This window comes from Pseudomonas sp. B21-012 (genome assembly GCF_024749305.1).
Classification (GTDB): Bacteria; Pseudomonadota; Gammaproteobacteria; order Pseudomonadales; family Pseudomonadaceae; genus Aquipseudomonas.
The window spans coordinates 5,036,023-5,058,238 of sequence record NZ_CP087197.1 but is presented as its reverse complement, the minus strand read 5'-3'; the positions used below and the strand labels follow the sequence as shown (position 1 = coordinate 5,058,238).

General features: G+C 62.9%; 23 protein-coding genes and 4 tRNA genes. 21 read left to right on the top strand and 6 right to left on the bottom strand.

The genetic code is table 11. The annotated features are described in order from the left end of the window. Window positions 1-241: 241 nt before the first annotated feature. The 6 genes from murJ to ispH all read left to right on the top strand — a co-directional run bounded on the left by murJ (window position 242) and on the right by ispH (window position 7,577). The gene (gene murJ / locus LOY37_RS23165) at window positions 242-1,780 is read left to right on the top strand and encodes a murein biosynthesis integral membrane protein MurJ (protein ID WP_213603220.1); all 1,539 of its coding nucleotides are present in this window, start codon (window positions 242-244) and stop codon (window positions 1,778-1,780) included. 118 nt (window positions 1,781-1,898) lie between these two features. Continuing rightward, window positions 1,899-2,849, top strand: a complete 951-nt coding sequence (gene ribF, locus LOY37_RS23160; RefSeq protein WP_258608077.1) for a bifunctional riboflavin kinase/FAD synthetase — start codon at window positions 1,899-1,901, stop codon at window positions 2,847-2,849. Further along, window positions 2,846-5,677 carry an isoleucine--tRNA ligase gene (ileS, locus tag LOY37_RS23155; protein WP_258715819.1) on the top strand — a complete coding sequence of 944 codons (2,832 nt, stop codon included), beginning with the start codon at window positions 2,846-2,848 and terminating at the stop codon, window positions 5,675-5,677. The genes ribF and ileS overlap by 4 nt, the downstream gene beginning before the upstream one ends. Beyond that, a complete protein-coding gene (gene lspA, locus LOY37_RS23150; protein WP_045200792.1) occupies window positions 5,670-6,185 on the top strand; it encodes a signal peptidase II in 516 nt (171 codons plus the stop codon). Before ileS ends, lspA begins: the two co-directional genes overlap by 8 nt. After that, entirely contained in the window at window positions 6,178-6,615 is a 438-nt protein-coding gene (gene fkpB / locus LOY37_RS23145; RefSeq protein WP_045200794.1) for an FKBP-type peptidyl-prolyl cis-trans isomerase, read from the top strand. The genes lspA and fkpB overlap by 8 nt, the downstream gene beginning before the upstream one ends. Before the next feature lie 14 nt (window positions 6,616-6,629). Beyond that, window positions 6,630-7,577: a 4-hydroxy-3-methylbut-2-enyl diphosphate reductase gene (gene ispH / locus LOY37_RS23140; protein ID WP_093379392.1), complete on the top strand. Its 948-nt coding sequence runs from the start codon at window positions 6,630-6,632 to the stop codon at window positions 7,575-7,577. On the opposite strand, the gene LOY37_RS23135 is transcribed toward ispH, so the two are convergent. Further along, the gene (locus LOY37_RS23135) at window positions 7,566-8,042 is read right to left on the bottom strand and encodes a GspH/FimT family protein (protein ID WP_258608075.1); all 477 of its coding nucleotides are present in this window, start codon (window positions 8,040-8,042) and stop codon (window positions 7,566-7,568) included. The genes ispH and LOY37_RS23135 overlap by 12 nt on opposite strands. A 142-nt stretch (window positions 8,043-8,184) precedes the next feature. Here LOY37_RS23135 and LOY37_RS23130 point away from each other — a divergent pair, with 142 nt between their 5' ends. Genes LOY37_RS23130 through thiO form a run of 5 tightly spaced genes read left to right on the top strand, consistent with a single transcriptional unit; the run spans window position 8,185 to window position 11,096 of the window. After that, window positions 8,185-8,388 carry a prepilin-type N-terminal cleavage/methylation domain-containing protein gene (locus tag LOY37_RS23130; protein ID WP_258715818.1) on the top strand — a complete coding sequence of 68 codons (204 nt, stop codon included), beginning with the start codon at window positions 8,185-8,187 and terminating at the stop codon, window positions 8,386-8,388. After that, window positions 8,385-9,044, top strand: coding sequence for a PilW family protein (locus tag LOY37_RS23125; protein ID WP_258715817.1), 660 nt, complete (start codon window positions 8,385-8,387; stop codon window positions 9,042-9,044). Before LOY37_RS23130 ends, LOY37_RS23125 begins: the two co-directional genes overlap by 4 nt. Continuing rightward, window positions 9,037-9,546, top strand: a complete 510-nt coding sequence (locus tag LOY37_RS23120) for a PilX N-terminal domain-containing pilus assembly protein (protein WP_258715816.1) — start codon at window positions 9,037-9,039, stop codon at window positions 9,544-9,546. Before LOY37_RS23125 ends, LOY37_RS23120 begins: the two co-directional genes overlap by 8 nt. A gap of 20 nt (window positions 9,547-9,566) precedes the next feature. Continuing rightward, a complete protein-coding gene (locus tag LOY37_RS23115; protein ID WP_093387269.1) occupies window positions 9,567-9,965 on the top strand; it encodes a type IV pilin protein in 399 nt (132 codons plus the stop codon). A 27-nt stretch (window positions 9,966-9,992) separates the two neighbouring features. Then, the gene (thiO, locus tag LOY37_RS23110) at window positions 9,993-11,096 is read left to right on the top strand and encodes a glycine oxidase ThiO (protein WP_093379411.1); all 1,104 of its coding nucleotides are present in this window, start codon (window positions 9,993-9,995) and stop codon (window positions 11,094-11,096) included. Between the two features lie 74 nt (window positions 11,097-11,170). Here the strand turns inward: thiO and LOY37_RS23105 are convergent, their stop codons facing one another. Both LOY37_RS23105 and LOY37_RS23100 read right to left on the bottom strand, forming a co-directional pair. After that, window positions 11,171-11,401, bottom strand: a complete 231-nt coding sequence (locus tag LOY37_RS23105) for a PP0621 family protein (RefSeq protein WP_038998721.1) — start codon at window positions 11,399-11,401, stop codon at window positions 11,171-11,173. Window positions 11,402-11,494: 93 nt separating this feature from the next. Further along, complete coding sequence (locus LOY37_RS23100; RefSeq protein WP_045200810.1) at window positions 11,495-12,517, bottom strand: outer membrane protein assembly factor BamD; 1,023 nt, start codon at window positions 12,515-12,517, stop codon at window positions 11,495-11,497. Between the two features lie 150 nt (window positions 12,518-12,667). Between LOY37_RS23100 and rluD the strand changes: the two genes are divergently transcribed. The 8 genes from rluD to LOY37_RS23060 all read left to right on the top strand — a co-directional run bounded on the left by rluD (window position 12,668) and on the right by LOY37_RS23060 (window position 18,407). Beyond that, window positions 12,668-13,630 carry a 23S rRNA pseudouridine(1911/1915/1917) synthase RluD gene (gene rluD, locus LOY37_RS23095; protein ID WP_038998723.1) on the top strand — a complete coding sequence of 321 codons (963 nt, stop codon included), beginning with the start codon at window positions 12,668-12,670 and terminating at the stop codon, window positions 13,628-13,630. Then, on the top strand, window positions 13,627-14,367 hold the full coding sequence (gene pgeF / locus LOY37_RS23090) for a peptidoglycan editing factor PgeF (protein WP_258715815.1): 741 nt from the start codon (window positions 13,627-13,629) through the stop codon (window positions 14,365-14,367). Before rluD ends, pgeF begins: the two co-directional genes overlap by 4 nt. A 124-nt stretch (window positions 14,368-14,491) precedes the next feature. Continuing rightward, on the top strand, window positions 14,492-17,056 hold the full coding sequence (gene clpB / locus LOY37_RS23085; protein ID WP_045200814.1) for an ATP-dependent chaperone ClpB: 2,565 nt from the start codon (window positions 14,492-14,494) through the stop codon (window positions 17,054-17,056). 303 nt (window positions 17,057-17,359) lie between these two features. Then, window positions 17,360-17,435, top strand: a tRNA-Asn gene (locus LOY37_RS23080). 10 nt (window positions 17,436-17,445) lie between these two features. Then, a tRNA-Pro gene (locus LOY37_RS23075) sits at window positions 17,446-17,522 on the top strand. Window positions 17,523-17,527: 5 nt separating this feature from the next. Then, window positions 17,528-17,603, top strand: a tRNA-Lys gene (locus LOY37_RS23070). A gap of 100 nt (window positions 17,604-17,703) precedes the next feature. Further along, a tRNA-Pro gene (locus tag LOY37_RS23065) sits at window positions 17,704-17,780 on the top strand. Between the two features lie 96 nt (window positions 17,781-17,876). After that, entirely contained in the window at window positions 17,877-18,407 is a 531-nt protein-coding gene (locus LOY37_RS23060) for a dihydrofolate reductase family protein (protein WP_258715814.1), read from the top strand. Window positions 18,408-18,541: 134 nt separating this feature from the next. Here LOY37_RS23060 and LOY37_RS23055 read toward each other — a convergent pair whose 3' ends face one another. The 3 genes from LOY37_RS23055 to LOY37_RS23045 form a co-directional block, all read right to left on the bottom strand. Further along, window positions 18,542-19,837 carry an NAD(P)/FAD-dependent oxidoreductase gene (locus LOY37_RS23055; RefSeq protein WP_045200816.1) on the bottom strand — a complete coding sequence of 432 codons (1,296 nt, stop codon included), beginning with the start codon at window positions 19,835-19,837 and terminating at the stop codon, window positions 18,542-18,544. A gap of 84 nt (window positions 19,838-19,921) precedes the next feature. Continuing rightward, window positions 19,922-20,095: a DUF3094 family protein gene (locus LOY37_RS23050; RefSeq protein WP_045200819.1), complete on the bottom strand. Its 174-nt coding sequence runs from the start codon at window positions 20,093-20,095 to the stop codon at window positions 19,922-19,924. A gap of 168 nt (window positions 20,096-20,263) precedes the next feature. Beyond that, window positions 20,264-20,893, bottom strand: coding sequence for a DUF1780 domain-containing protein (locus LOY37_RS23045; protein WP_010220617.1), 630 nt, complete (start codon window positions 20,891-20,893; stop codon window positions 20,264-20,266). Between the two features lie 122 nt (window positions 20,894-21,015). On the opposite strand from LOY37_RS23045, the gene LOY37_RS23040 reads away from it, so the two are divergent. Both LOY37_RS23040 and LOY37_RS23035 read left to right on the top strand, forming a co-directional pair. Continuing rightward, entirely contained in the window at window positions 21,016-21,477 is a 462-nt protein-coding gene (locus LOY37_RS23040; protein WP_213603237.1) for a hypothetical protein, read from the top strand. A 45-nt stretch (window positions 21,478-21,522) separates the two neighbouring features. Next, a complete protein-coding gene (locus tag LOY37_RS23035) occupies window positions 21,523-22,212 on the top strand; it encodes an energy-coupling factor ABC transporter permease (protein WP_258715813.1) in 690 nt (229 codons plus the stop codon). Window positions 22,213-22,216 lie beyond the last annotated feature (4 nt).

Below are 22,216 nucleotides of genomic sequence, written 5' to 3'. Positions count from 1 at the left end.
CTCGAAAGACTTGGTAAATAGCAAACAAAATAGGCCGCGAATCATGCCGATGAGTTGATCGGTTGTCAAGGGCACTTGCATGGTTCCGCTGAGTGGTCGTTCTGTACAAGGGAGTGATTCCCTTCTGCGGTACGACCTGTAAACTCGGGAGCTTTTGCTCTGCTTGCGTTGCGGCGCGGAGTATCGCACAACTGGGCGCGTTGCGGCACAGCCCTTTATCCTCAGGCGTGAAAAACTTTCGATGAATCTTCTTAAATCCCTGGCCGCGGTCAGCTCCATCACCATGATCTCGCGGGTGCTGGGCTTTGTCCGCGACACCATCCTGGCGCGGGTATTCGGTGCCGGCGTGGCCACAGACGCCTTCTTCATTGCCTTCAAGCTGCCCAACCTGCTGCGGCGCATCTTTGCCGAAGGCGCGTTCTCCCAGGCGTTCGTGCCGATTCTGGCCGAATACAAGACCCAGCAAGGCGAGGAGGCGACCCGCACCTTCATCGCCTATGTCAGTGGCCTGCTGACCCTGGTGCTGGCCCTGGTCACCGCCCTGGGTATCCTCGCCGCGCCCTGGGTGGTGTGGGTCACCGCCCCAGGCTTTGTCGACAGCACTGAAAAATACCAGCTGACCACCGACCTGCTGCGGGTGACCTTTCCTTATATATTGCTGATCTCGTTGTCATCGCTGGCCGGCGCCATCCTCAATACCTGGAACCGCTTTTCGGTGCCGGCCTTCGTGCCGACCCTGCTCAACGTGGCGATGATCGGCTTTACCCTGTTCCTCACGCCATATTTCGACCCGCCGATCATGGCCCTGGCCTGGGGCGTGCTGGCTGGCGGCCTGGCGCAGCTTGTGTACCAGCTGCCGCACCTGAAGAAGATCGGCATGCTCGTGCTGCCGCGCCTGAACCTGCGCGACAGCGGTGTATGGCGAGTGCTCAAGCAGATGCTGCCGGCGATCCTCGGGGTTTCGGTAAGCCAGATCTCGCTGATCATCAACACCATCTTCGCCTCGTTCCTGGTCGCAGGTTCGGTGTCGTGGATGTACTACGCCGACCGCCTGATGGAGCTGCCTTCCGGAGTGCTGGGTGTAGCCCTGGGTACCATCCTGCTGCCCACCCTGGCCAAGACCTACGCCAACCGCGACCGGCACGAATACTCGCGGATCCTCGACTGGGGCCTGCGCCTGTGCTTTTTGCTGGTGCTGCCGTGCACCCTGGCCATGGCGATCCTGGCCGAGCCGCTGACCGTGGCGTTGTTCCAATACGGTAAATTCAGCGCCTTCGATGCGGCCATGACCCAGCGTGCACTGATTGCCTATTCCCTCGGGCTGCTGGCGATTATCCTGGTCAAGGTCCTGGCCCCTGGCTTCTACGCCCAGCAGAACATTCGTACTCCAGTGAAGATCGCCATCTTCACCCTGGTCTGCACCCAGCTGTTCAACCTGGCCTTCATCAGCCACCTGCAGCACGCCGGCCTGGCCCTGGCCATCAGCCTCGGCGCCTGCCTGAACGCCGGCCTGCTGTACTGGAAGCTACGCCAGCAGCAGTTGTTCCAGCCACAACCGGGCTGGGCCAAGTTCCTCGCCAAGCTGGTGGTGGCAGTGCTGCTGATGTCGGCGGTGTTGCTGGTGGGCATGCACTACATGCCGGCCTGGGCCGAAGGGCAGATGCTTGAGCGCTTTCTGCGCCTTGGCGCACTGATCCTGGCCGGAGTCGTGACCTATTTCGGCTGTCTGCTGCTGTTCGGATTCCGCCCGCGTGACTTCGCCCGCAAGGCGTTGCATTAAGGCGTAACGGCGGTCAGACGTCGGTTTTACACATTCCACGCCACGGGGTGACGCTGCTGCCTGTCGTCAGCGCCCGGGTGTGGTTATAATCGACCACTTTATGAGCAAGAAGCGCGTTATGCAGCTGGTTCGAGGCCTCCACAACCTGCGCCCCCAGCACCGGGGCTGTGTCGCCACTATTGGCAACTTCGACGGTGTTCACCGCGGCCACCAGGCAATCCTGGCGCGCCTGCGTGAGCGAGCGGACGCGTTGGGCGTGCCCAGCTGCGTGGTGATTTTCGAGCCACAGCCGCGTGAATACTTTGCCCCCGACACTGCGCCCGCACGCCTGGCGCGCCTGCGCGACAAGGTCGCCCTGCTGGCCGCCGCCGGTGTCGACCGGGTGCTGTGCCTGGCGTTCAACCAGCGCCTGAGCAAGCTCAGCGCCGCCGAGTTCGTCGACACCATCCTGGTCGATGGCCTGGGCGTGAAGCACCTGGAAGTGGGCGACGATTTCCGCTTTGGCTGCGACCGGGTTGGCGACTTCGACTTCCTCGAGCAGGCCGGTATCCTTCAGGGCTTTACCGTCGAAGCGGCGCAAACCGTCGAACTCGATGGCCTGCGGGTCAGCAGCACGCAAGTGCGCGATGCCCTGGCCAATGCCGATTTCGCCCTGGCCGAGCGTTTGCTGGGGCGGCCGTTCCGCATCCGCGGGCGCGTGCTGCACGGGCAGAAGCTGGCACGCCAGCTGGGTACCCCGACAGCCAACATCCAGCTCAAGCGCCATCGGGTACCGCTTACCGGGGTTTACCTGGTCAGCGTCGAGGTCGATGGCAAGAACTGGCCGGGCGTCGCCAACATTGGTGTACGGCCAACTGTTTCAGGTGATGGCAAAGCCCACCTGGAAGTACATCTTCTGGATTTTGCCGGCGATCTCTATGGCCGGCGTCTGACGGTGGAATTCCACCACAAGCTGCGTGAAGAGCAGCGATTCGCCTCCCTGGAGGCGCTGAAGTCGGCGATCGATGCGGATATCGCCGCCGCACGTGCCCATTGGCACGGTCAACCGCTAACGAAGAGCCTGAAATGACCGACTATAAAGCCACGCTAAACCTTCCGGACACCGCCTTCCCGATGAAGGCCGGCCTGCCACAGCGCGAACCGCAGATCCTGCAGCGCTGGGACAGCATTGGCCTGTACCAGAAGCTGCGCGAAATTGGCAAGGATCGTCCGAAGTTCGTGCTGCACGACGGCCCGCCCTACGCCAACGGCAAGATCCACATCGGTCATGCGCTGAACAAGATTCTCAAGGACATGATTGTCCGCTCCAAGACCCTGTCCGGTTTCGACGCCCCGTACGTCCCGGGCTGGGACTGCCATGGCCTGCCGATCGAGCACAAGGTCGAAGTGACCCACGGCAAGCACCTGAGCGCCGACCAGACCCGCGAGCTGTGCCGCGCCTACGCCGCCGAGCAGATCGAAGGGCAGAAGACCGAGTTCATCCGCCTGGGTGTGCTGGGCGACTGGGACAACCCATACAAGACCATGAACTTCGCCAACGAAGCCGGTGAAATCCGCGCGCTGGCCGAAATGGTCAAGCACGGCTTCGTGTTCAAGGGCCTGAAACCGGTCAACTGGTGTTTCGATTGCGGTTCGGCCCTGGCCGAAGCCGAGGTCGAGTACGCCGATAAAAAATCGCAGACCATCGACGTCGCCTTCCCGGTGGTCGATGAGGCCAAGCTGGCCGCCGCGTTCGGCCTGGCTTCGCTGGCCAAGCCTGCCTCGATCGTGATCTGGACCACCACGCCGTGGACCATCCCGGCCAACCAGGCGCTGAACGTCCACCCGGAGTTCAAGTACGCCCTGGTCGATACCGGTGACAAGCTGCTGGTGCTGGCCGAAGAGCTGGTCGAGTCGTGCCTGAAGCGTTATGCGCTGGAAGGTTCGGTGATCGCCACCGCGCCAGGCTCGGCGCTTGAGCTGATCAACTTCCGTCACCCGTTCTACGATCGCCTGTCGCCGGTATACCTGGCCGACTACGTCGAGCTGGGCGCCGGTACCGGTGTGGTGCACTCCGCGCCAGCCTACGGTGAAGACGACTTCGTCACCTGCAAGCGCTACGGCATGGTCAACGACGACATCCTCACCCCGGTGCAGAGCAACGGCGTGTACGTGCCGTCGCTGGAATTTTTTGGCGGCCAGTTCATCTGGAAGGCCAACCCGGCCATCGTCGAAAAACTCTCGGAAGTCGGTGCGCTGATGCACACCGAAACCATCAGCCACAGCTACATGCACTGCTGGCGCCACAAGACCCCGCTGATCTATCGCGCCACCGCGCAATGGTTCGTCGGCATGGACAAGCAGCCCGACAACGGCGAAACCCTGCGCAAGCGTGCGGTCAAGGCCATCGAAGAGACCAAGTTCGTCCCGGCCTGGGGCCAGGCGCGCCTGCACTCGATGATCGCCAACCGTCCGGACTGGTGCATCTCGCGTCAGCGCAACTGGGGCGTGCCGATCCCGTTCTTCCTCAACAAGCAAACCGGCGAGCTGCACCCGCGCACCGTCGAGCTGATGGAAGAAGTGGCCAAGCGTGTCGAGAAGGAAGGCATCGAAGCCTGGTTCAAGCTCGACGCCGCCGAACTGCTCGGTGACGAGGCCGGCCAGTACGACAAGATCGCCGACACCCTCGACGTCTGGTTCGACTCCGGTACCACCCACTGGCACGTGCTGCGTGGCTCGCACAGCATCGGCCACGAAACCGGCCCGCGCGCCGACCTGTACCTGGAAGGTTCCGACCAGCACCGCGGCTGGTTCCATTCCTCGCTGCTGACCGGTTGTGCCATCGACAACCACGCACCGTACCGCGAGCTGCTGACCCACGGCTTCACCGTCGACGAGAACGGTCGCAAGATGTCCAAGTCGCTGGGTAACACCATCGAGCCGCAGAAGGTCAACGACACCCTGGGTGCCGACATCCTGCGCCTGTGGGTTTCGGCCACCGACTACTCCGGCGAGATGGCGGTTTCCGAGCAGATCCTGCAGCGCAGCGCCGACGCCTACCGGCGTATCCGCAACACCGCGCGCTTCCTGCTCTCCAACCTGTCCGGCTTCGACCCGGCCCGCGACCTGTTGCCGGCCGAAGACATGCTGGCGCTGGACCGCTGGGCGGTCGACCGTACCCTGCTGCTGCAGCGCGAGCTGGAAGAGCACTACGGCGAATACCGCTTCTGGAACGTCTACTCGAAGATCCACAACTTCTGCGTGCAGGAGCTGGGCGGCTTCTACCTGGACATCATCAAGGACCGTCAGTACACCACTGGCGCCAACAGTGTTGCCCGTCGTTCCTGCCAGACCGCGCTGTACCACATCAGCGAAGCGCTGGTGCGCTGGATCGCGCCGATCCTGGCGTTCACCGCCGACGAGCTGTGGCAGTATCTGCCGGGCGAGCGCAACGAGTCGGTGATGCTCAACACCTGGTATGAAGGCCTGAGCGAGCTGCCGGAAGGCTTCGAGCTGGGGCGTGCCTACTGGGAACGCATCATGGCCGCCAAAACCGCGGTCAACAAGGAACTGGAAAACCAGCGTGCGGCCAAGGCCATCGGTGGCAACCTGCAAGCCGAAGTCACCCTGTTCGCCGACGACGCCCTGAGCGCCGACCTGAACAAGCTGGGCGACGAGCTGCGCTTCGTGCTGATCACCTCGGCGGCCAGCGTTGCGCCATTCGCCCAGGCGCCAGCCGATGCGGTCGAGACCGAAGTCCCGGGCCTGAAGCTGAAAGTGGTCAAGTCCGGCCACGCCAAGTGCGGTCGTTGCTGGCACTTCCGCGCGGACGTCGGCGCGAACCCGGAGCACCCGGAAATCTGCGCCCGTTGCGCCGACAACATCGGCGGCAAAGGCGAGGTGCGCCACTATGCCTAACCCTGGTGTGGGGCGCTTCGGGCGCCTCAGCTGGCTGTGGCTGAGCGTGCTGGTCCTGGTCCTCGACCAGGCCAGCAAGTTCTACTTCGAGGGCGCGCTGAGCCTGTACCAGCAGATCGTGGTCATTCCCGACTACTTCAGCTGGACCCTGGCCTACAACACCGGTGCCGCCTTCAGCTTCCTGGCTGACAGCTCCGGCTGGCAGCGCTGGCTGTTCGCCCTGATCGCCATAGTGGTCAGTGCCGTGCTGGTGGTCTGGCTCAAGCGCCTGGGGCGCAACGAGACCTGGCTGGCCGTCGCCCTGGCACTGGTGCTGGGGGGGGCGCTGGGCAACCTGTACGACCGCATCGTGCTCGGCCACGTAGTCGACTTCATCCTCGTGCACTGGCAGAACCGCTGGTACTTCCCGGCCTTCAACCTGGCCGACAGCGCCATTACCGTGGGTGCGGTGATGCTGGCGCTGGATATGTTCAAGAGCAAAAAGTCCGGAGAACCCGTCCATGACTGAGACCCGTATCGGCCAGAACACCGAAGTGACCCTGCACTTCGCACTGCACCTGGAAAACGGCGACACCGTCGACAGCACCTTCGACAAGGCGCCGGCGGTGTTCAAGGTCGGCGACGGCAACCTGCTGCCGGGCTTCGAAGCGGCGCTGTTCGGCTTCAAGAGCGGCGACAAGCGCACCGTGACCGTCAACCCGGAAAACGCCTTCGGCCAGCCAAACCCACAGAACGTGCAGGTCATGCCGCGTTCGCAGTTCCAGGACATGGAGTTGTCCGAGGGCCTGCTGGTGATCTTCAACGACGCCGCCAACGCCGAATTGCCCGGTGTGGTGAAAGCCTTCGATGATGCCCAGGTGACCATCGACTTCAACCATCCACTGGCCGGCAAGACCCTGAACTTCGAGGTGGAAATCCTCGCGGTCAAGGCCCTGTGAGCCTGGAGCCTGCCATGCAAATCAAACTCGCCAACCCCCGTGGCTTCTGTGCCGGTGTGGACCGGGCGATCGAGATCGTCAATCGTGCCCTCGAAGTGTTTGGCCCGCCGATCTACGTGCGTCACGAAGTGGTGCACAACAAGTTCGTGGTCGAAGACCTGCGCGCGCGCGGGGCGATTTTTGTCGAAGAACTCGACCAGGTGCCGGACGACGTCATCGTCATCTTCAGCGCCCACGGTGTTTCCCAGGCCGTGCGCCAGGAAGCGGCGGGGCGCGGCCTGAAGGTATTCGACGCGACCTGCCCACTGGTCACCAAGGTGCATATCGAGGTGGCGCGCTACAGCCGTGACGGCCGCGAGTGCATCCTGATCGGCCACGAAGGCCACCCGGAAGTCGAAGGCACCATGGGCCAGTACGACACCAGCAACGGTGGCGCCATCTACCTGGTCGAAGACGAGGACGATGTTGCCAGCCTGCAGGTCAACGACCCGGACAAACTGGCCTTCGTCACCCAGACCACGCTGTCGATGGACGACACCAGCCGGGTGATCGATGCCCTGCGCGCGCGCTTCCCGAATATCGGCGGGCCGCGCAAGGACGACATCTGCTACGCCACCCAGAACCGTCAGGACGCGGTCAAGCAACTGGCCAACGAATGCGACGTGGTCCTGGTGGTCGGCAGCCCGAACAGCTCCAACTCCAACCGCCTGCGTGAACTGGCCGAGCGCATGTCGACCCCGGCCTACCTGATCGACGGCGCCGAAGACCTGCAAAAAAGCTGGTTCGATGGCGTTGAGCGCATTGGTATCACCGCCGGTGCTTCGGCCCCCGAGGTGCTGGTGCGTGGCGTGATCGAACAACTGCGTGCCTGGGGTGCCACGGGCGCCGAAGAGCTTGATGGCCGCGAAGAGAACATCACCTTCTCGATGCCCAAAGAGCTGCGCGTACGTTCACTGATCTGACCCGCCGGCCGCGCACAGCGGCTGCTCGCCGGGCTCTTCGCGCAGGCTGACCCGGCCTGTGTGTGCCAGTACCACCCGGTACTGGCTGAAGGGCTCGGGGCGCTGGCAAATGAACAGCGTCCCGGCCTGAAACGCTCCCCCCGCGTGCAACGGCACCCCCAGCCCACTGAAGCGCACCTGCCGGGCCACCGGTTGATTGCCGACGATGCTTGCCCGCTCAAGCCGCTGCTCGTACAGCAACTGTAGGCCATCCTGCTCGACGACCATGCGCCAGCCATTGCTCCAGTTGTCTTCCAGCGCCTGCAGGCGAACCACCTGGTTGCGCAGCAAGGCCTCGCTGCGTGCGGTGCGCAGGGCCTGGGCCAGGTCCTTGGCGGCGGCGTGCTGTTGTAGCCCGCTGCTCATGGTGTTGTAGGCCGGCAGGCTGATGTGCGTGAGCATCCCCACCAGCGCTAGCGCGAACATCATTTGTATCAGTGTTACGCCCTGTTGCTTCACCGTGCATTCCTCCCTGGAAGTGCTTCTATAGAGTCAGGCCGGCGCACCGCAGCGTCCAGTCGGGCGGGTTGGCAAAGTGCTGGGGAAAAGTCGCAGGAGGGATGGCGCCATGGATGGCGGACGGCAACAAGGAATGAGCTTGCTCGAGGTGCTGCTGGCCATGCTGGTGCTGGGGCTGGGGGTGTTTGCTGCAGCGGCTGCGCAAGTGCGGGCGCTGCAGGCCACCGACAGTGCCTTGCACAGTACTCAGGCGGCGTATCTGCAGCATGGCGAGCTTGAACAAGCGCGCATCAACGCAGGGCCAGGCCGATGAACCGGCAAGCTGGCGTCGGCCTGGTCGAAGTGTTGCTGGCCCTCAGCCTCGGCTTGGTGCTGCTACTCGGCGCCAGCCGCCTGTTTCTGGCGGCTACTCAGAGCTGGCAGGCTCAGGGCATCGCCGCACAACTGCAGGAAGACGCGCGCCTGGCGTTGCAGCGCATGGCCCAGGATATACGCATGAGCGGCATGTTCGGCTGCTTGCGTGCGGATGCAATCAGCCATGTGAACCCGTCCTCGGCACAGGCGTTTGCCCAACCGCTGGAGGTAATCCGCGCAGCGGACGGCCAATTGCAGCAATTGAGCCTGATCAGCGCCGAAGTCGCTGGCGCCGGTGGGCGGCCGAACTGGACGCTGGTCACCGATTGCATAAGCCAGGCGCGGGTCTATCTCGATGTCCAGGCGGCGCCGGCCGGGCACTTCGCGATACCGATACGACGCCAGACCTATCGCGTTGATGGCACCAGCCTGATGCTCGGCAGCGGCGCCAGCTATGCGCCGCTGATCGACAACCTCGGTGAGCTGCGCGTCGACATTATCAGCCGGAGTGCCACCCGCATCGCCGGACTGCGCCTGAGCCTGACCTTGCTTGACCCGCTGGCGCGGGTAAGGCCGCAGCAGTATCAACTGACAGTGGCCCTGCGCAATGGCTAGGCCCGGCGGCCAGCGTGGGGTGATCCTGCTGGTCAGCCTGGTGTTGCTGGGGATGTTGGGTGTGCTCGGCGTCTCGGCGATGGTCAGCGCCACCCTGCAGGAACGCATGGCCGGCAACCTGCAGGCAACCCTGCAAGGCTTCGAGCACGCGGAGCAGACCTTGTTGCTAGGTGAGTCGAGCGTGTCGGGCGTGTTGCCGTGCAGTTACTGTTTACCGCCGCCGGAAGCTGCACGGGTGCGGGCGGCTGGCGTCTACCGCGGCGAAGGGCCGACCTCCGGCCTGAGCTGGCAAGGCGGCGCCAGCGGCTTTTACCTGGTACAGAACCTTGGCCAGAGTACCCACGCCGCGCACTGGCCCGCCAACCTGTCCGCTACCTTGTACCGGATCACCGCCGTCAGCCACGCCGGGGCAGGGCGCAGCGTGCTCGAAAGCGTTTATGCACAGGCGGTCGAAGAGGGCGCCCAGCCACCCAGGCGCATTCTCTGGCGCCAGCTTCACTAGGAGTTCGACTTATGTCCACCCTGCAGAAAGGTTTGAGCCTGATTGAACTGTTGCTTGTCGTCGCCGTGGTCGGCATTCTGGCGGGCATTGCCTATCCCAGCTACAGCGAACAGGTCCGCAAGGCCGCACGCACGGAAATCGCCGGGTTGCTGTTCGAAAGCGCGCAACTGCTCGAACGTCACTATGCCCGCAGCGGCCAGTACGCCGACAGCGAAGCCCTGGTCACCCCATTGGCGCCCGGGACCGAGCACTACCGGCTGCAGGCCGTTCGTCTTTCGACGTCATTCACCCTTACCGCCCGGCGCATTGGCGGTGGTTTGATGAACAGTGACCGCTGCGCCGATTTCGAACTCGACCAGGCCGGTGTGCGCCGCAATCCCGGCGCCGTTGATGGCGGCCGCGGCTGTTGGGGTGGCTGAGGTTTACTTCAGACGTTGGATCAATACATGACCAAGCAAGTAGTGATTGTCGGTGGCGGGGTAATCGGCCTGCTGACAGCGTTCAACCTGGCGGCCGAGGTCGAGCAGGTGGTGCTGTGTGACCGTGGCGCGCTCGGCCAGGAGTCTTCCTGGGCTGGCGGCGGCATCGTCTCGCCGCTGTACCCGTGGCGCTATAGCCCGGCGGTAACGGCCCTGGCGCATTGGTCGCAGGATTTTTATCCACAGCTGGGCGAGCGCCTGTTCGCCAGCACCGGGGTTGACCCTGAAGTGCACACCACCGGCCTGTACTGGCTGGACCTCGACGACGAAGCCGAGGCCCTGGCCTGGGCCAAGCGCGAAGGACGGCCGTTAAGTGCTGTGGATATCTCGGCGGCCTATGACGCGGTGCCGGTGCTGGGTGGCGGTTTCCGCCGCGCCATCTATATGGCCGGGGTTGCCAACGTGCGTAACCCTCGCCTGGTCAAATCACTCAAGGCCGCCTTGCTGGCGCTGCCGAACGTGAGCATTCGCGAGCAGTGCGAAATCACCGGCTTCAGCCGTGAGGGCGAGCGCATCACCGGGGTCGAGACTGCAACCGGGCCGATTCCGGCCGATCGCGTGGTGCTGACGGCTGGCGCCTGGAGCGGCGACTTGCTGCGGCCATTGGGCCTGGAGCTGCCGGTGGAGCCGGTGAAGGGGCAGATGATCCTGTACAAGTGCGCCGAAGACTTTTTGCCGAGCATGGTGCTGGCCAAGGGGCGTTATGCGATCCCGCGGCGCGACGGGCATATTCTGGTGGGCAGTACCCTGGAGCATGCCGGTTACGACAAGACCCCGACCGACGAAGCGCTGGAAAGCCTCAAGGCATCGGCGGTGGAGCTGCTGCCGGCGCTGGCCGACGCCACCCCGGTGGCCCATTGGGCGGGGCTGCGGCCGGGTTCGCCTGAGGGCATTCCGTACATCGGCGAGGTGCCGGGCTATGCCGGGCTGTGGCTGAACTGCGGGCATTACCGCAATGGCCTGGTGCTGGCGCCGGCGTCCTGCCAGTTGTTTGCGGATTTGTTGCTGGGGCGTGAGCCAATCATTGATCCGGCGCCATATGCACCGGCTGGGCGGGTGGCTGCTCTTTAGGGCTCATCGCGGGGCAAGCCCGCTCCTACAATCTGGCAGGAGCGGGCTTGCCCCGCGATGCAGGCGCCGCGCAATCAGCGCTGCGCCCCAGGCCCCTGCTCCAGGTGCGCCTGGCTGCAATACCACTGTGCCCCGCGATGCAGCGCCCGGTCACTGGGCAAATGCACGCCGCAATGGGCGCAGCGGACCATCTTCAGCGGGTCTTCGAGGCTGTTGTTTTGCCCAGCAGCATTGCTGGCCTTGAACTTGCGCCACAGCCAGAAGGCAGCAGCAATCAGGGCAATCCAGAAAAGTAGGCGAACCATGGTGTCCAGCTTTGTCAGTGAAGAGCCTTCAGTCTAGGGCTCGGGCATGAAAAAAGGGAGGCCTTGGCCTCCCTTTATCTTTTACACGATGGCTCAGTCGAACACACCGAAGGTCATGTAGCTGAACCAGGAGCGGTCTTCGTTGTTACCTTCCGCTTCGTGGTTTTCTTCTTCGATGACGTCACCGTTGGCATCTTTAGGCAGCAGCTCTTGCGGGATCGCGTCCTTGGCGTCCTGGTACTGCTTCACCACGTCCTGGTTGGCGCGGGTTTCACCCGGTGGCAGCGGCGGGGCGGTATTGATCAGGCCCAGGGTGGCCTTGGACAGCCACGAGCGGTTGTCGGCTTCGTTCTGCTGCGGCACGAACTGGCCATCGACCAGGCTCGGGTGGTCCGGGTAGTTGAGCTTGAGGGTTTCCAGGCTGGTGGCCGCCAGTTCGTCCAGGTGCAGACGCATGTAGGCTTCGGTCATCACCGCCAGGCCGTCGCCGACCGATGGGGTTTCCTGGAAGTTCTCTACTACATAGCGGCCACGGTTGGCGGCAGCGACATAGGCCTGACGGGTCAGGTAGTAGTCGGCCACGTGGATTTCGTAGGAAGCCAGCAGGTTGCGCAGGTAGATCATGCGCTGCTTGGCGTCAGGCGAATAGCGGCTGTTGGGGAAGCGGCTGGTCAGCTGGGCGAATTCGTTGTACGAGTCGCGGGCAGCGCCCGGGTCACGCTTGGTCATGTCCAGCGGCAGGAAGCGCGCCAGCAGGCCGCGGTCCTGGTCGAACGAGGTCAGACCCTTGAGGTAGTAGGCGTAGTCGACGTTCGGATGCTGCGGATGCAAGCGAATGAAGCGCTCGGCGGCAGACTTGGCAGCCTCCGGTTCGGCGTTTTTATAGTTCGCGTAGATCAGCTCGAGCTGGGCCTGGTCGGCGTAGCGGCCGAACGGATAGCGCGATTCCAGAGCCTTCAGCTTGCTTGTGGCGCTGGTATAGCTGTGGTTGTCCAGGTCGGCCTGCGCCTGCTGGTACAGCTCGGCTTCGCTCAGGTTTTCGTCGACGACTTCCTTCGAAGAACAAGCAGCGGTCAGTCCGAGGATGGCGATCAGCAGCAGGTGTTTCACTTGCATGGCGGCTTGCGTCCCTATGACGGCCGCTGTCTTGGGCGTGGCCGTCCTGTTATGATGAGCACCCCGATGCAACCCTCGGGGCAAAAGACGTCGTATTTAACCACAAGCGCGCAGTCGAAACCAAAGGCTGTGCCGCCCGCTGATTCGAGCATGTCCGAGATCATTCAACTTCGCGCAGAGGTGCCGTCCGAATTGGGCGGGCAACGCCTCGACCAAGTCGCCGCCCAATTGTTCGCTGAGCACTCGCGCTCGCGCCTGTCCACCTGGATCAAGGAGGGGCGCCTGACGGTCGATGGCGCTGTCCTGCGTCCGCGCGATATCGTCCACGGCGGTGCGCTGCTGGCGCTCGATGCCGAGCAGGAAGCCCAGGGCGAGTGGGTGGCCCAGGACATCGAGCTGGATATCGTCTATGAAGACGACCACATCCTGGTGATCAACAAGCCTGCCGGGCTTGTGGTCCACCCGGCTGCGGGCCACGCCGATGGCACCCTGCTCAATGCCCTGCTGCACCACGTGCCGGACATCATCAACGTGCCGCGCGCCGGTATCGTCCACCGCCTGGACAAGGACACCACCGGTCTGATGGTGGTGGCCAAGACCATCCAGGCGCAGACCCAGCTGGTTGCCCAGTTGCAAAGCCGCAGCGTCAGCCGCATCTATGAATGCATCGTGATCGGTGTGGTCACGGCCGGCGGCAAGATCAACGCGCCGATCGGTCGCCACGGCGGTCAGCGCCAGCGCATGGCGGTCACCGAAGGCGGCAAGCCTGCGGTCAGCCACTATCGCGTACTGGAGCGCTTCCGCTCGCACACCCACGTGCGGGTCAAGCTCGAAACCGGGCGTACCCACCAGATTCGCGTGCACATGGCCCACGTCAACTTCCCGTTGGTCGGCGACCCGGTCTACGGCGGGCGCTTCCGCATTCCGCCAGCGGCCAGCTTGACCATGGTCGACGCGCTCAAGACCTTCCCGCGCCAGGCCCTGCATGCACGCTTCCTGGAGCTCGATCACCCGGTGACCGGCGAGCGCATGGGTTGGGAATCGGCGCTGCCGGACGACTTCGTCTGGCTGCTGTCGCTGCTCAAGCAGGACCGCGAGGCGTTCGTCGGATGAGCGAGTTGACGCAAGCGCTGCTGTTCCCGGACTGGCCTGCGCCAGCCCGGGTGCGCGCCTGTGTCACTACGCGCAGCGGCGGGGTCAGCCTGCCGCCCTATGAGAGTTTCAACCTCGGTGATCATGTTGGCGATGCGCCAGCAGCGGTGGCCGAGAACCGCCGGCGCCTGACCGCCGAGTTCGGCATCCAGCCGGCCTGGCTCAAGCAGGTGCATGGCGTAGTTGTAGCCGAAGCCGACCCTGGCGTTATTGCCGAGGCTGATGCCAGCTACAGCGATACCCCCGGCATTGCCTGCACGGTCATGACCGCCGACTGCTTGCCGGTGCTGTTCTGCGACCGCGCCGGCACCCGCGTAGCCGCCGCCCACGCGGGCTGGCGCGGGCTGGCCAACGGTGTGCTGGAGGCGACCCTGAAGCGCTTGGCACTGCCGCCCGAAGAGGTGCTGGTGTGGCTGGGCCCGGCGATTGGCCCGCAAGCCTTTGAAGTCGGCCTTGAGGTTCGTGACGCGTTCACGACCGTTCATCCGGAAACTGCCCAGGCCTTCGTGCCCGGTGCCCAGCCCGGCAAGCTGATGGCCGATATCTACCAGCTGGCCCGCCTGCGCCTTGCAGCGCGCGGCGTCAATGCCGTCTATGGTGGTGGCTTGTGCACCGTCAGCGACCCGCGCTTCTATTCTTATCGGCGCACCCCGCAGGGTGGCCGCTTCGCGTCGCTGGTCTGGCTGGCACCGCGCTGACCTGGATCAAGCCCGCCTAGCTTGAATCTTCCAGAATCACCCTTATCTACAGTGGTATCTCTGGCAGGTTTTTCTTCATCAGGTGTGTCCATCGCTCCGACCTGCCCATAAAGGAAGGTAACCCATGCGAATAGACCGTTTGACCAGCAAGCTGCAATTAGCATTATCCGATTCCCAATCCCTGGCCGTGGGTATGGACCATCCGGCCATCGAGCCTGCGCACCTGGTGCAGGCCCTGATCGATCAGCAGGGCGGTTCGATCAAGCCGTTGCTGATGCAGGTCGGCTTTGACGTCAACAGCCTGCGCAAGGCGTTGAGCAAAGAGCTCGACCAGTTGCCGAAAATCCAGAACCCGACCGGCGACGTCAACATGTCCCAGGACCTGGCGCGCCTGCTCAACCAGGCCGACCGCCTGGCCCAGCAGAAGGGCGACCAGTTCATCTCCAGCGAGCTTGTGCTGCTGGCGGCCATGGACGAGAACAGCAAGCTTGGCAAGTTGCTGCTCAGCCAGGGCGTGAGCAAAAAGGCCCTGGAAAATGCCATCAGCAACCTGCGCGGCGGCGAGGCGGTCAATGACCCCAACGCCGAAGAGTCGCGCCAGGCCCTGGACAAATACACCGTCGACCTGACCAAGCGCGCCGAAGACGGCAAGCTTGACCCGGTGATCGGCCGTGACGATGAAATCCGCCGGACCATCCAGGTGCTGCAACGCCGGACCAAGAACAACCCGGTGCTGATCGGTGAGCCTGGCGTCGGTAAGACCGCCATCGCCGAAGGCCTGGCCCAGCGCATCATTAATGGTGAAGTGCCGGACGGCCTTAAAGGCAAGCGCCTGCTGTCGCTGGACATGGGCGCGCTGATTGCCGGTGCCAAGTTTCGCGGTGAGTTCGAAGAGCGCCTCAAAGGCTTGCTCAACGAGCTGTCCAAGCAGGAAGGGCAGATCATTCTGTTCATCGACGAGCTGCACACCATGGTCGGCGCCGGTAAAGGCGAAGGCTCGATGGATGCCGGCAACATGCTCAAGCCGGCCCTGGCCCGTGGTGAACTGCACTGCGTCGGCGCCACTACGCTGAACGAGTACCGCCAGTACATTGAAAAAGACGCAGCGCTTGAGCGGCGTTTCCAGAAGGTGCTGGTAGAAGAGCCGAGCGAAGAAGACACCATCGCCATCCTGCGTGGCCTCAAAGAACGTTACGAGGTGCACCACAAGGTGGCGATCACCGACGGCGCGATCATCGCCGCGGCCAAGCTCAGCCATCGCTACATCACTGACCGGCAGCTGCCGGATAAGGCCATCGACCTGATCGACGAAGCGGCCAGCCGCATCCGCATGGAGATCGACTCCAAGCCGGAAGTGCTCGACCGCCTGGAGCGCCGCCTGATTCAACTGAAGGTTGAGTCCCAGGCGCTGAAGAAAGAGGACGACGAGGCCGCGCTCAAACGCCTGGAGAAACTCACCGAAGAGATCGCCCGGCTCGAGCGCGAGTACGCTGACCTGGAAGAGATCTGGACCTCGGAAAAAGCCGAAGTACAGGGCTCGGCGCAGATCCAGCAGAAAATCGAGCAATCGCGTCAGGAGCTCGAAGCGGCCCGGCGCAAGGGCGACCTCAGCCGCATGGCCGAGCTGCAGTACGGGGTGATCCCGGACCTGGAGCGCAGCCTGCAGATGGTCGACCAGCACGGCAAGGCGGAAAACCAGTTGCTGCGTAACAAGGTGACTGAAGAAGAGATCGCCGAAGTCGTGTCGAAGTGGACCGGCATCCCGGTGTCGAAGATGCTCGAAGGCGAGCGGGAAAAACTGCTGAAGATGGAAAGCCTGCTGCACGAGCGGGTGATCGGCCAGGAAGAAGCCGTGGTGGCCGTGTCCAACGCCGTGCGCCGTTCGCGTGCCGGCCTTTCGGACCCGAACCGCCCAAGCGGCTCGTTCCTGTTCCTCGGCCCGACCGGTGTCGGTAAAACCGAGCTGTGCAAGGCGCTGGCGGAGTTTCTCTTCGACACTGAAGAGGCCATGGTGCGCATCGACATGTCCGAGTTCATGGAGAAACACTCCGTGGCTCGCCTGATCGGTGCTCCACCAGGCTACGTAGGGTATGAAGAGGGCGGCTACCTGACCGAAGCCGTGCGGCGCAAACCTTATGCGGTGGTGCTGCTGGACGAGGTCGAGAAGGCCCACCCGGATGTGTTCAACGTGTTGCTGCAGGTGCTGGAAGACGGTCGCCTGACTGACAGCCACGGGCGGACGGTGGATTTCCGCAATACCGTGATCGTCATGACCTCCAACCTGGGCTCTTCGCAGATCCAGGAACTGGTGGGCGATCGTGAAGCGCAGCGTGCGGCGGTGATGGATGCCGTGGGTTCGCACTTTCGGCCGGAGTTCATCAACCGGATCGACGAAGTGGTGGTGTTCGAACCGCTGGGCCGCGAGCAGATTGCTGGCATCACCCAGATCCAGCTCGGCCGCCTGCGCAGCCGTCTGGCCGAACGTGAGCTGAGCCTTGAGCTGAGCCCAGAGGCGCTGGATAAACTGATCGCCGTCGGTTACGACCCGGTCTATGGCGCACGGCCGCTGAAACGGGCGATCCAGCGCTGGATCGAGAACCCGTTGGCGCAGCTGATCCTGTCGGGCCAGTTCCTGCCAGGCAGCGCCATCACGGCGAAGGTCGAGGGCGAAGAGATCGTCTTCGCCTGAGTTTTCGGCGGGTTACGCTAAGGCCTCGAATTTCGAGGCCTTTTTTCTTTGCATTTTTTCTCGAGTGCTTGTAAAGTGCGCCCCGCTGTATGTCGCCCCGCAGCTTCCCGGCAAAATTGGGAATCTGAAAAAAAGTTGCAAATCAGTAAGTTGAATGCAAATTAGGGGTTGACAAGGGTTTTGAAGGTTGTAGAATAGCGCGCCTCAGAGACATGAACGCAGCGATGCACAAGGTCGAAGAGTTCGAAGCGGTAGTCATACAGCACTCGAAATTGCAGCACTGTTGTAATTGAAATTGATAGTTCCGCGATAGCTCAGTCGGTAGAGCAAATGACTGTTAATCATTGGGTCCCAGGTTCGAGTCCTGGTCGCGGAGCCAAATTTCAAGCCGGGGTATAGCGCAGTCCGGTAGCGCGCCTGCTTTGGGAGCAGGATGTCAGGAGTTCGAATCCCCTTACCCCGACCATCTTAGGGTCGTTAGCTCAGTTGGTAGAGCAGTTGGCTTTTAACCAATTGGTCGTAGGTTCGAATCCTACACGACCCACCATTTTTGAATCCGGTACGCTGGGTTCAAATCTTAAAAGGTTGGTTTGCCATTAGCAGCCAGCCATAAAAAAAGGCGCCTTAATCGGAGCCTTTTTTTTTACCGGGGTATAGCGCAGTCCGGTAGCGCGCCTGCTTTGGGAGCAGGATGTCAGGAGTTCGAATCCCCTTACCCCGACCATCTTCAGAAAGAAGGGCACCTTGCAAAAGGTGCCCTTTTTTCGTTTCTGCGCCCTGGCTGATACTATCCGGCTATTTCCTGCAAAGGAGTTGCGCCGTGCCACTGAAAATCTCCGTGTACATCGCCACCAGCCTCGATGGCTTCATCGCCCGTGAGAGCGGTGAGCTGGACTGGCTGATGGTTGCCACCAGCTCCAGTGACGATCACGGCTATGCGGCGTACATGGCCACCATCGACACTCTGGTCATGGGCCGCAACACCTTCGAGAAGGTCCTGACCTTTGGCGAGTGGCCGTATCCGCACAAGCGCGTGGTGGTGCTGAGCAGCACCTTGCAGCAGGCCGATATGCAGCATGGCGTTGAAGTGCACCCGGGGCCGGTCGCCGACCTGGTCGAGCACCTGAATGAAACAGGCGCCAAGGGTCTGTACCTCGATGGCGGGCAGGTGATTCAGAGCTTTTTGCGCGAAGGCCGGCTGGATGAACTGACCATCACCCGCATACCGGTGTTGCTGGGCAGCGGCATCCCGCTGTTCGGGGCCCTGGGGAAGGACGTGACGCTGCAGCATATGCGCAGCACCACCTTTGAAAGCGGCTTTGTGCAGAGTACTTATAGGGTACTGAAATAAACAATGCCGACGCCATCGCGGGTCAAGTCGGGTCGCCGCACCGCCGCTCCCACAGAAACACCGCCATACCTGTGGGAGCGGCGGTGCGACGCCTCGACTTGACCCGCGATGAGGCCCTCAAAGCCAATACAAACTCAGTGCAGCTTCAACCGCGGCTCAGTCCCGCGACCAATCCGGCTGCCGAGCATAAGCATCAGCGTACGGAAAGTCCCATACAGCGCCATCTGGTGCATGCGATACAGCGACACATAAAACATCCGCGCCAACCAGCCCTCGAGCATCACGCTACCGGTCAGGTTGCCCATCAGGTTACCCACCGCCGAGAAGCGCGACAGCGACACCAGCGAGCCGTAATCCCGGTACGCATAAGTCGGTAACGGCTTGCCTTCCAGGCGCGCCTTGAGCCCCTTGGCCAGCAACGACGCCTGCTGATGCGCAGCCTGTGCCCGTGGCGGCACGTTACGGTCGCTACCCGGTTGCGGGCAGGCAGCACAGTCGCCAAAGGCGAAAATGTTGTCGTCCAGAGTAGTCTGCAGGGTAGGGCGCACCACTAGCTGGTTGATGCGGTTGGTTTCCAGGCCGTCGATGTCCTTGAGGAACCCCGGCGCCCGAATACCTGCTGCCCACACCTTGAGGCTGGCCTGAATCACCTCGCCATTGCTGGTGCGCAGCTCATCGGCCGTCACTTCGCTGACCGCCGCGTTGGTCATCACTGTCACCCCGAGTTTTTCCAGGGTCTTGTGCACCGGCACGCTGATGCGCTCCGGCAGGGCTGGCAGCACCCGCGGGCCGGCTTCGATCAGGGTGATGTGCATGTCTTTTGGCTGGATACGATCCAGGCCATACGCCGCCAGCTCGTGGGCCGCGTGATGCAGCTCGGCGGCAAGCTCGACACCGGTGGCACCAGCACCAACGATGGCCACGCTGATTTTTTCATGGGCCTGATCACCTGCGTGGGCACGCAGGTAATGGTTGAGCAGTTGCTGGTGGAAACGCTCGGCCTGCTTGCGGGTGTCGAGGAACAGGCAATGCTGCGCCGCGCCCAGGGTGCCGAAGTCGTTGGTGTTGCTGCCCACCGCGATCACCAGGGTGTCGTAGCCCAGGGTGCGCGCAGGCAGCAGCTCGCGGCCGTCTTCATCGAGGGTCGCGGCCAGCTGGATCTGCTTGGTTTCGCGGTCCAGGCCGCTCATGCGCCCGAGCTGGAACTGGAAGTGATTCCACTTGGCCTGGGCCACGTAGTTCAGTTCGTCTTCGGAAGAGTTGAGCGAGCCGGCCGCCACTTCGTGCAGCAGCGGCTTCCAGATGTGCGTCAGGTTGGCGTCGACCAGGGTGATGCTGGCGCTACCCTTTTTGCCCAGGGTCTTACCCAGGCGGGTCGCCAGTTCCAGGCCGCCGGCGCCGCCGCCGACAATCACTATACGGTGAGTCATGGAGATATCTCATAAGGTTTACGGAATTCGGGTCTTGAGTGGTAGGCCGCACGGGGCGGGCGTTGTGGGCGAGCGCAAGGCAGCTCATAGCACCAGTTGACTCAAGAGGCGGCTCAACAAGCCGAGCGCAACCGTCACGGCCACCACCAGCACAAGGAGCAGCCAGGGCCGGAAAGGCTTGCGCTCGACTTGGTGCTGAGGGGCTTGCAGGTATTCATCGACACGACGCTGGTCATCGGGATTCAGGCGGCTGGTCATGAGGGCCTCGTCAGATAGACGCTTGTGACTGTGGGAAAGCTACAGTGTTCACTGTAGTAGCTCGAAGGTCGCCCATCTTTCAGTCACTTGGCTGTCTTTATAACGAATGATTGCGCTTTGTATCACCGGCGCAGAATTTATGCCATCGGGCTTTGGCAGGGGGCCAGCTCAGAGGCTGATTCCGACATCAAAAACGATGCTGCGCCCCAGATTGCCACGCAAGAAATCCGGCGCATCGGGGTGGGCGAACAGCACCCGGGCGAAGGTCGGGCCCACCAGCGACAACGAGCGCCAGCCCTGGCGCAGGTATTCGGTGGGTGGCGGGAAGTGGCTATTGAGGTCGAGCACTTCGCGCTTGAGGCTGGCGAAGGCAATGATGTCCAGCTCGCTCAGGTCGAGGCCGCGTTCCTGATAGTTGTGCGATTTTTTCCGTAGGGTCGGCGCCAGGCGCTGCAGCAGTTCCTGGGCGCTGATCCGCCGTGGCCGGGCCTCGCGGCGCACCAGCTGGCTCAACGAAAAGGCACTGCGCCGGCGCTGCAGCTCTTCGCGCCATTCGTCGTTCAGGCGCCGGCCCTCATCGAGGACAAAAAACACCTCGAAGGCGGCATCGCGAAACAGCACGTCAGGCGGCTCTTGCCCGGCGGCGGCAAAATCTTCGCTGCGGTAAGGAATATTCAGGCCTTGCAGCAGGCGCTGGCAGACCCAACGCTCACGTTCCCATTTACGGGCATTGGATAGAAACGCATTGGCTTGTTCGGCCTGAATGGTGAGCAGGCGCAAGTAGTCTGAGTCGTCCATGGGCACAAGCTTAGCGTTCAATTGAGCTTTGCAGGAAATGTCTGCAAGGCCATTGCTGCAACGCCGGGCCAGCGCCTAGACTGCGCACCCGTTGTGGGCTCAGTGAATATCAGGGAAGAAACATGAGCGTAGTGAAGATGGGCGGCATATTCGGTTCCGGCACGGTGGTCTGTGCCCTGGTGGTGTACGGCGTGGGCTTTTTGTTCTGGACGCCTACCGTGCCTTACGACACCCCGGATGGCCGCTATGTAGTGCTCAAGGAGGGCGACTCAGCGCCCTACAGCGTCAAACTCATCGACCATCGCGGCGCAGAAGATGAAATCGTGCGCAGCTACGCCGAGTTCAACCCCAAGGTGCTCAGCGTCATGCCCGGCGATTACCGCTTGCGTCTGACCCTGAACGAGTTCGCTTGCTACGGCGCCTGGGCCGATGTGCAGGTGTCGGCGACCACCGTCAGCGTGGTCGAGCTGCAGCGCAACCCGAGCTGCCAGCCAGCAGACTGGCTGGTTGAAGGCGCAGTGTTCCGCCTGTTCGAGGCACCCAAAGCACCGGCGGAGGCTGATCAAGCCAGCCCCGAGGTGTAGACTGCCCCCAGGTCTATTGCCTTACTCGCACAAGGGTTATTTGCCGTGATCAGTGCTGCCGTACTTTCCAGCCAGACCTTGACTATCGCCTGGGTCGCCTATGTGCCCGTGCTGATCTGGGCGGTGGCGCGTACCCGCTGGCTGGAACTGTTCGCTGACAGCCGGCGCCAGCACTTGCTGTTTGGCACGGTGTTCGCCTTGTTTGCCCTGTGGCTGGTACGCCGCGACTTCGACACCGGGGTGTCGTATCACTTTATCGGCATGACCGCCGTCACCCTGCTGCTGGACTGGCCGCTGGCGATTGTCGGTGGCTTGCTGGCGCAGCTCGGCCTGCTGGCGCTGGGGCGTCAGGACCTGGCGGCGATGGGGGTCAATGGCCTGCTGTTGATCGGCCTGCCGGTGCTGGTCACCGAGGTGTGCGCGATCCTGGTGGAGCGAGCCCAGCCGCGCAACCTGTTCGTCTATATCTTCTGTTCAGGCTTTTTTGCCGCGGCGCTGTCGGCACTCTTGTGCCTGCTCGGTGGGCTGGGGTTGCTGTGGATGGACGGGCGGTTCGTCATGCCGGAGTGGATCGAGGACTTTATCGGCTACCTGTGGCTGATCATCTTCCCCGAAGCCTTCATCAACGGCATGGTGGTCAGCGCCCTGGTGGTGTTCTGCCCGGAGTGGCTGGAGACCTTCAACCGGACCCGCTACCTGCAGGCCCCGTGGAAGGAGGACGACCCCGAGCGCTGAGGCC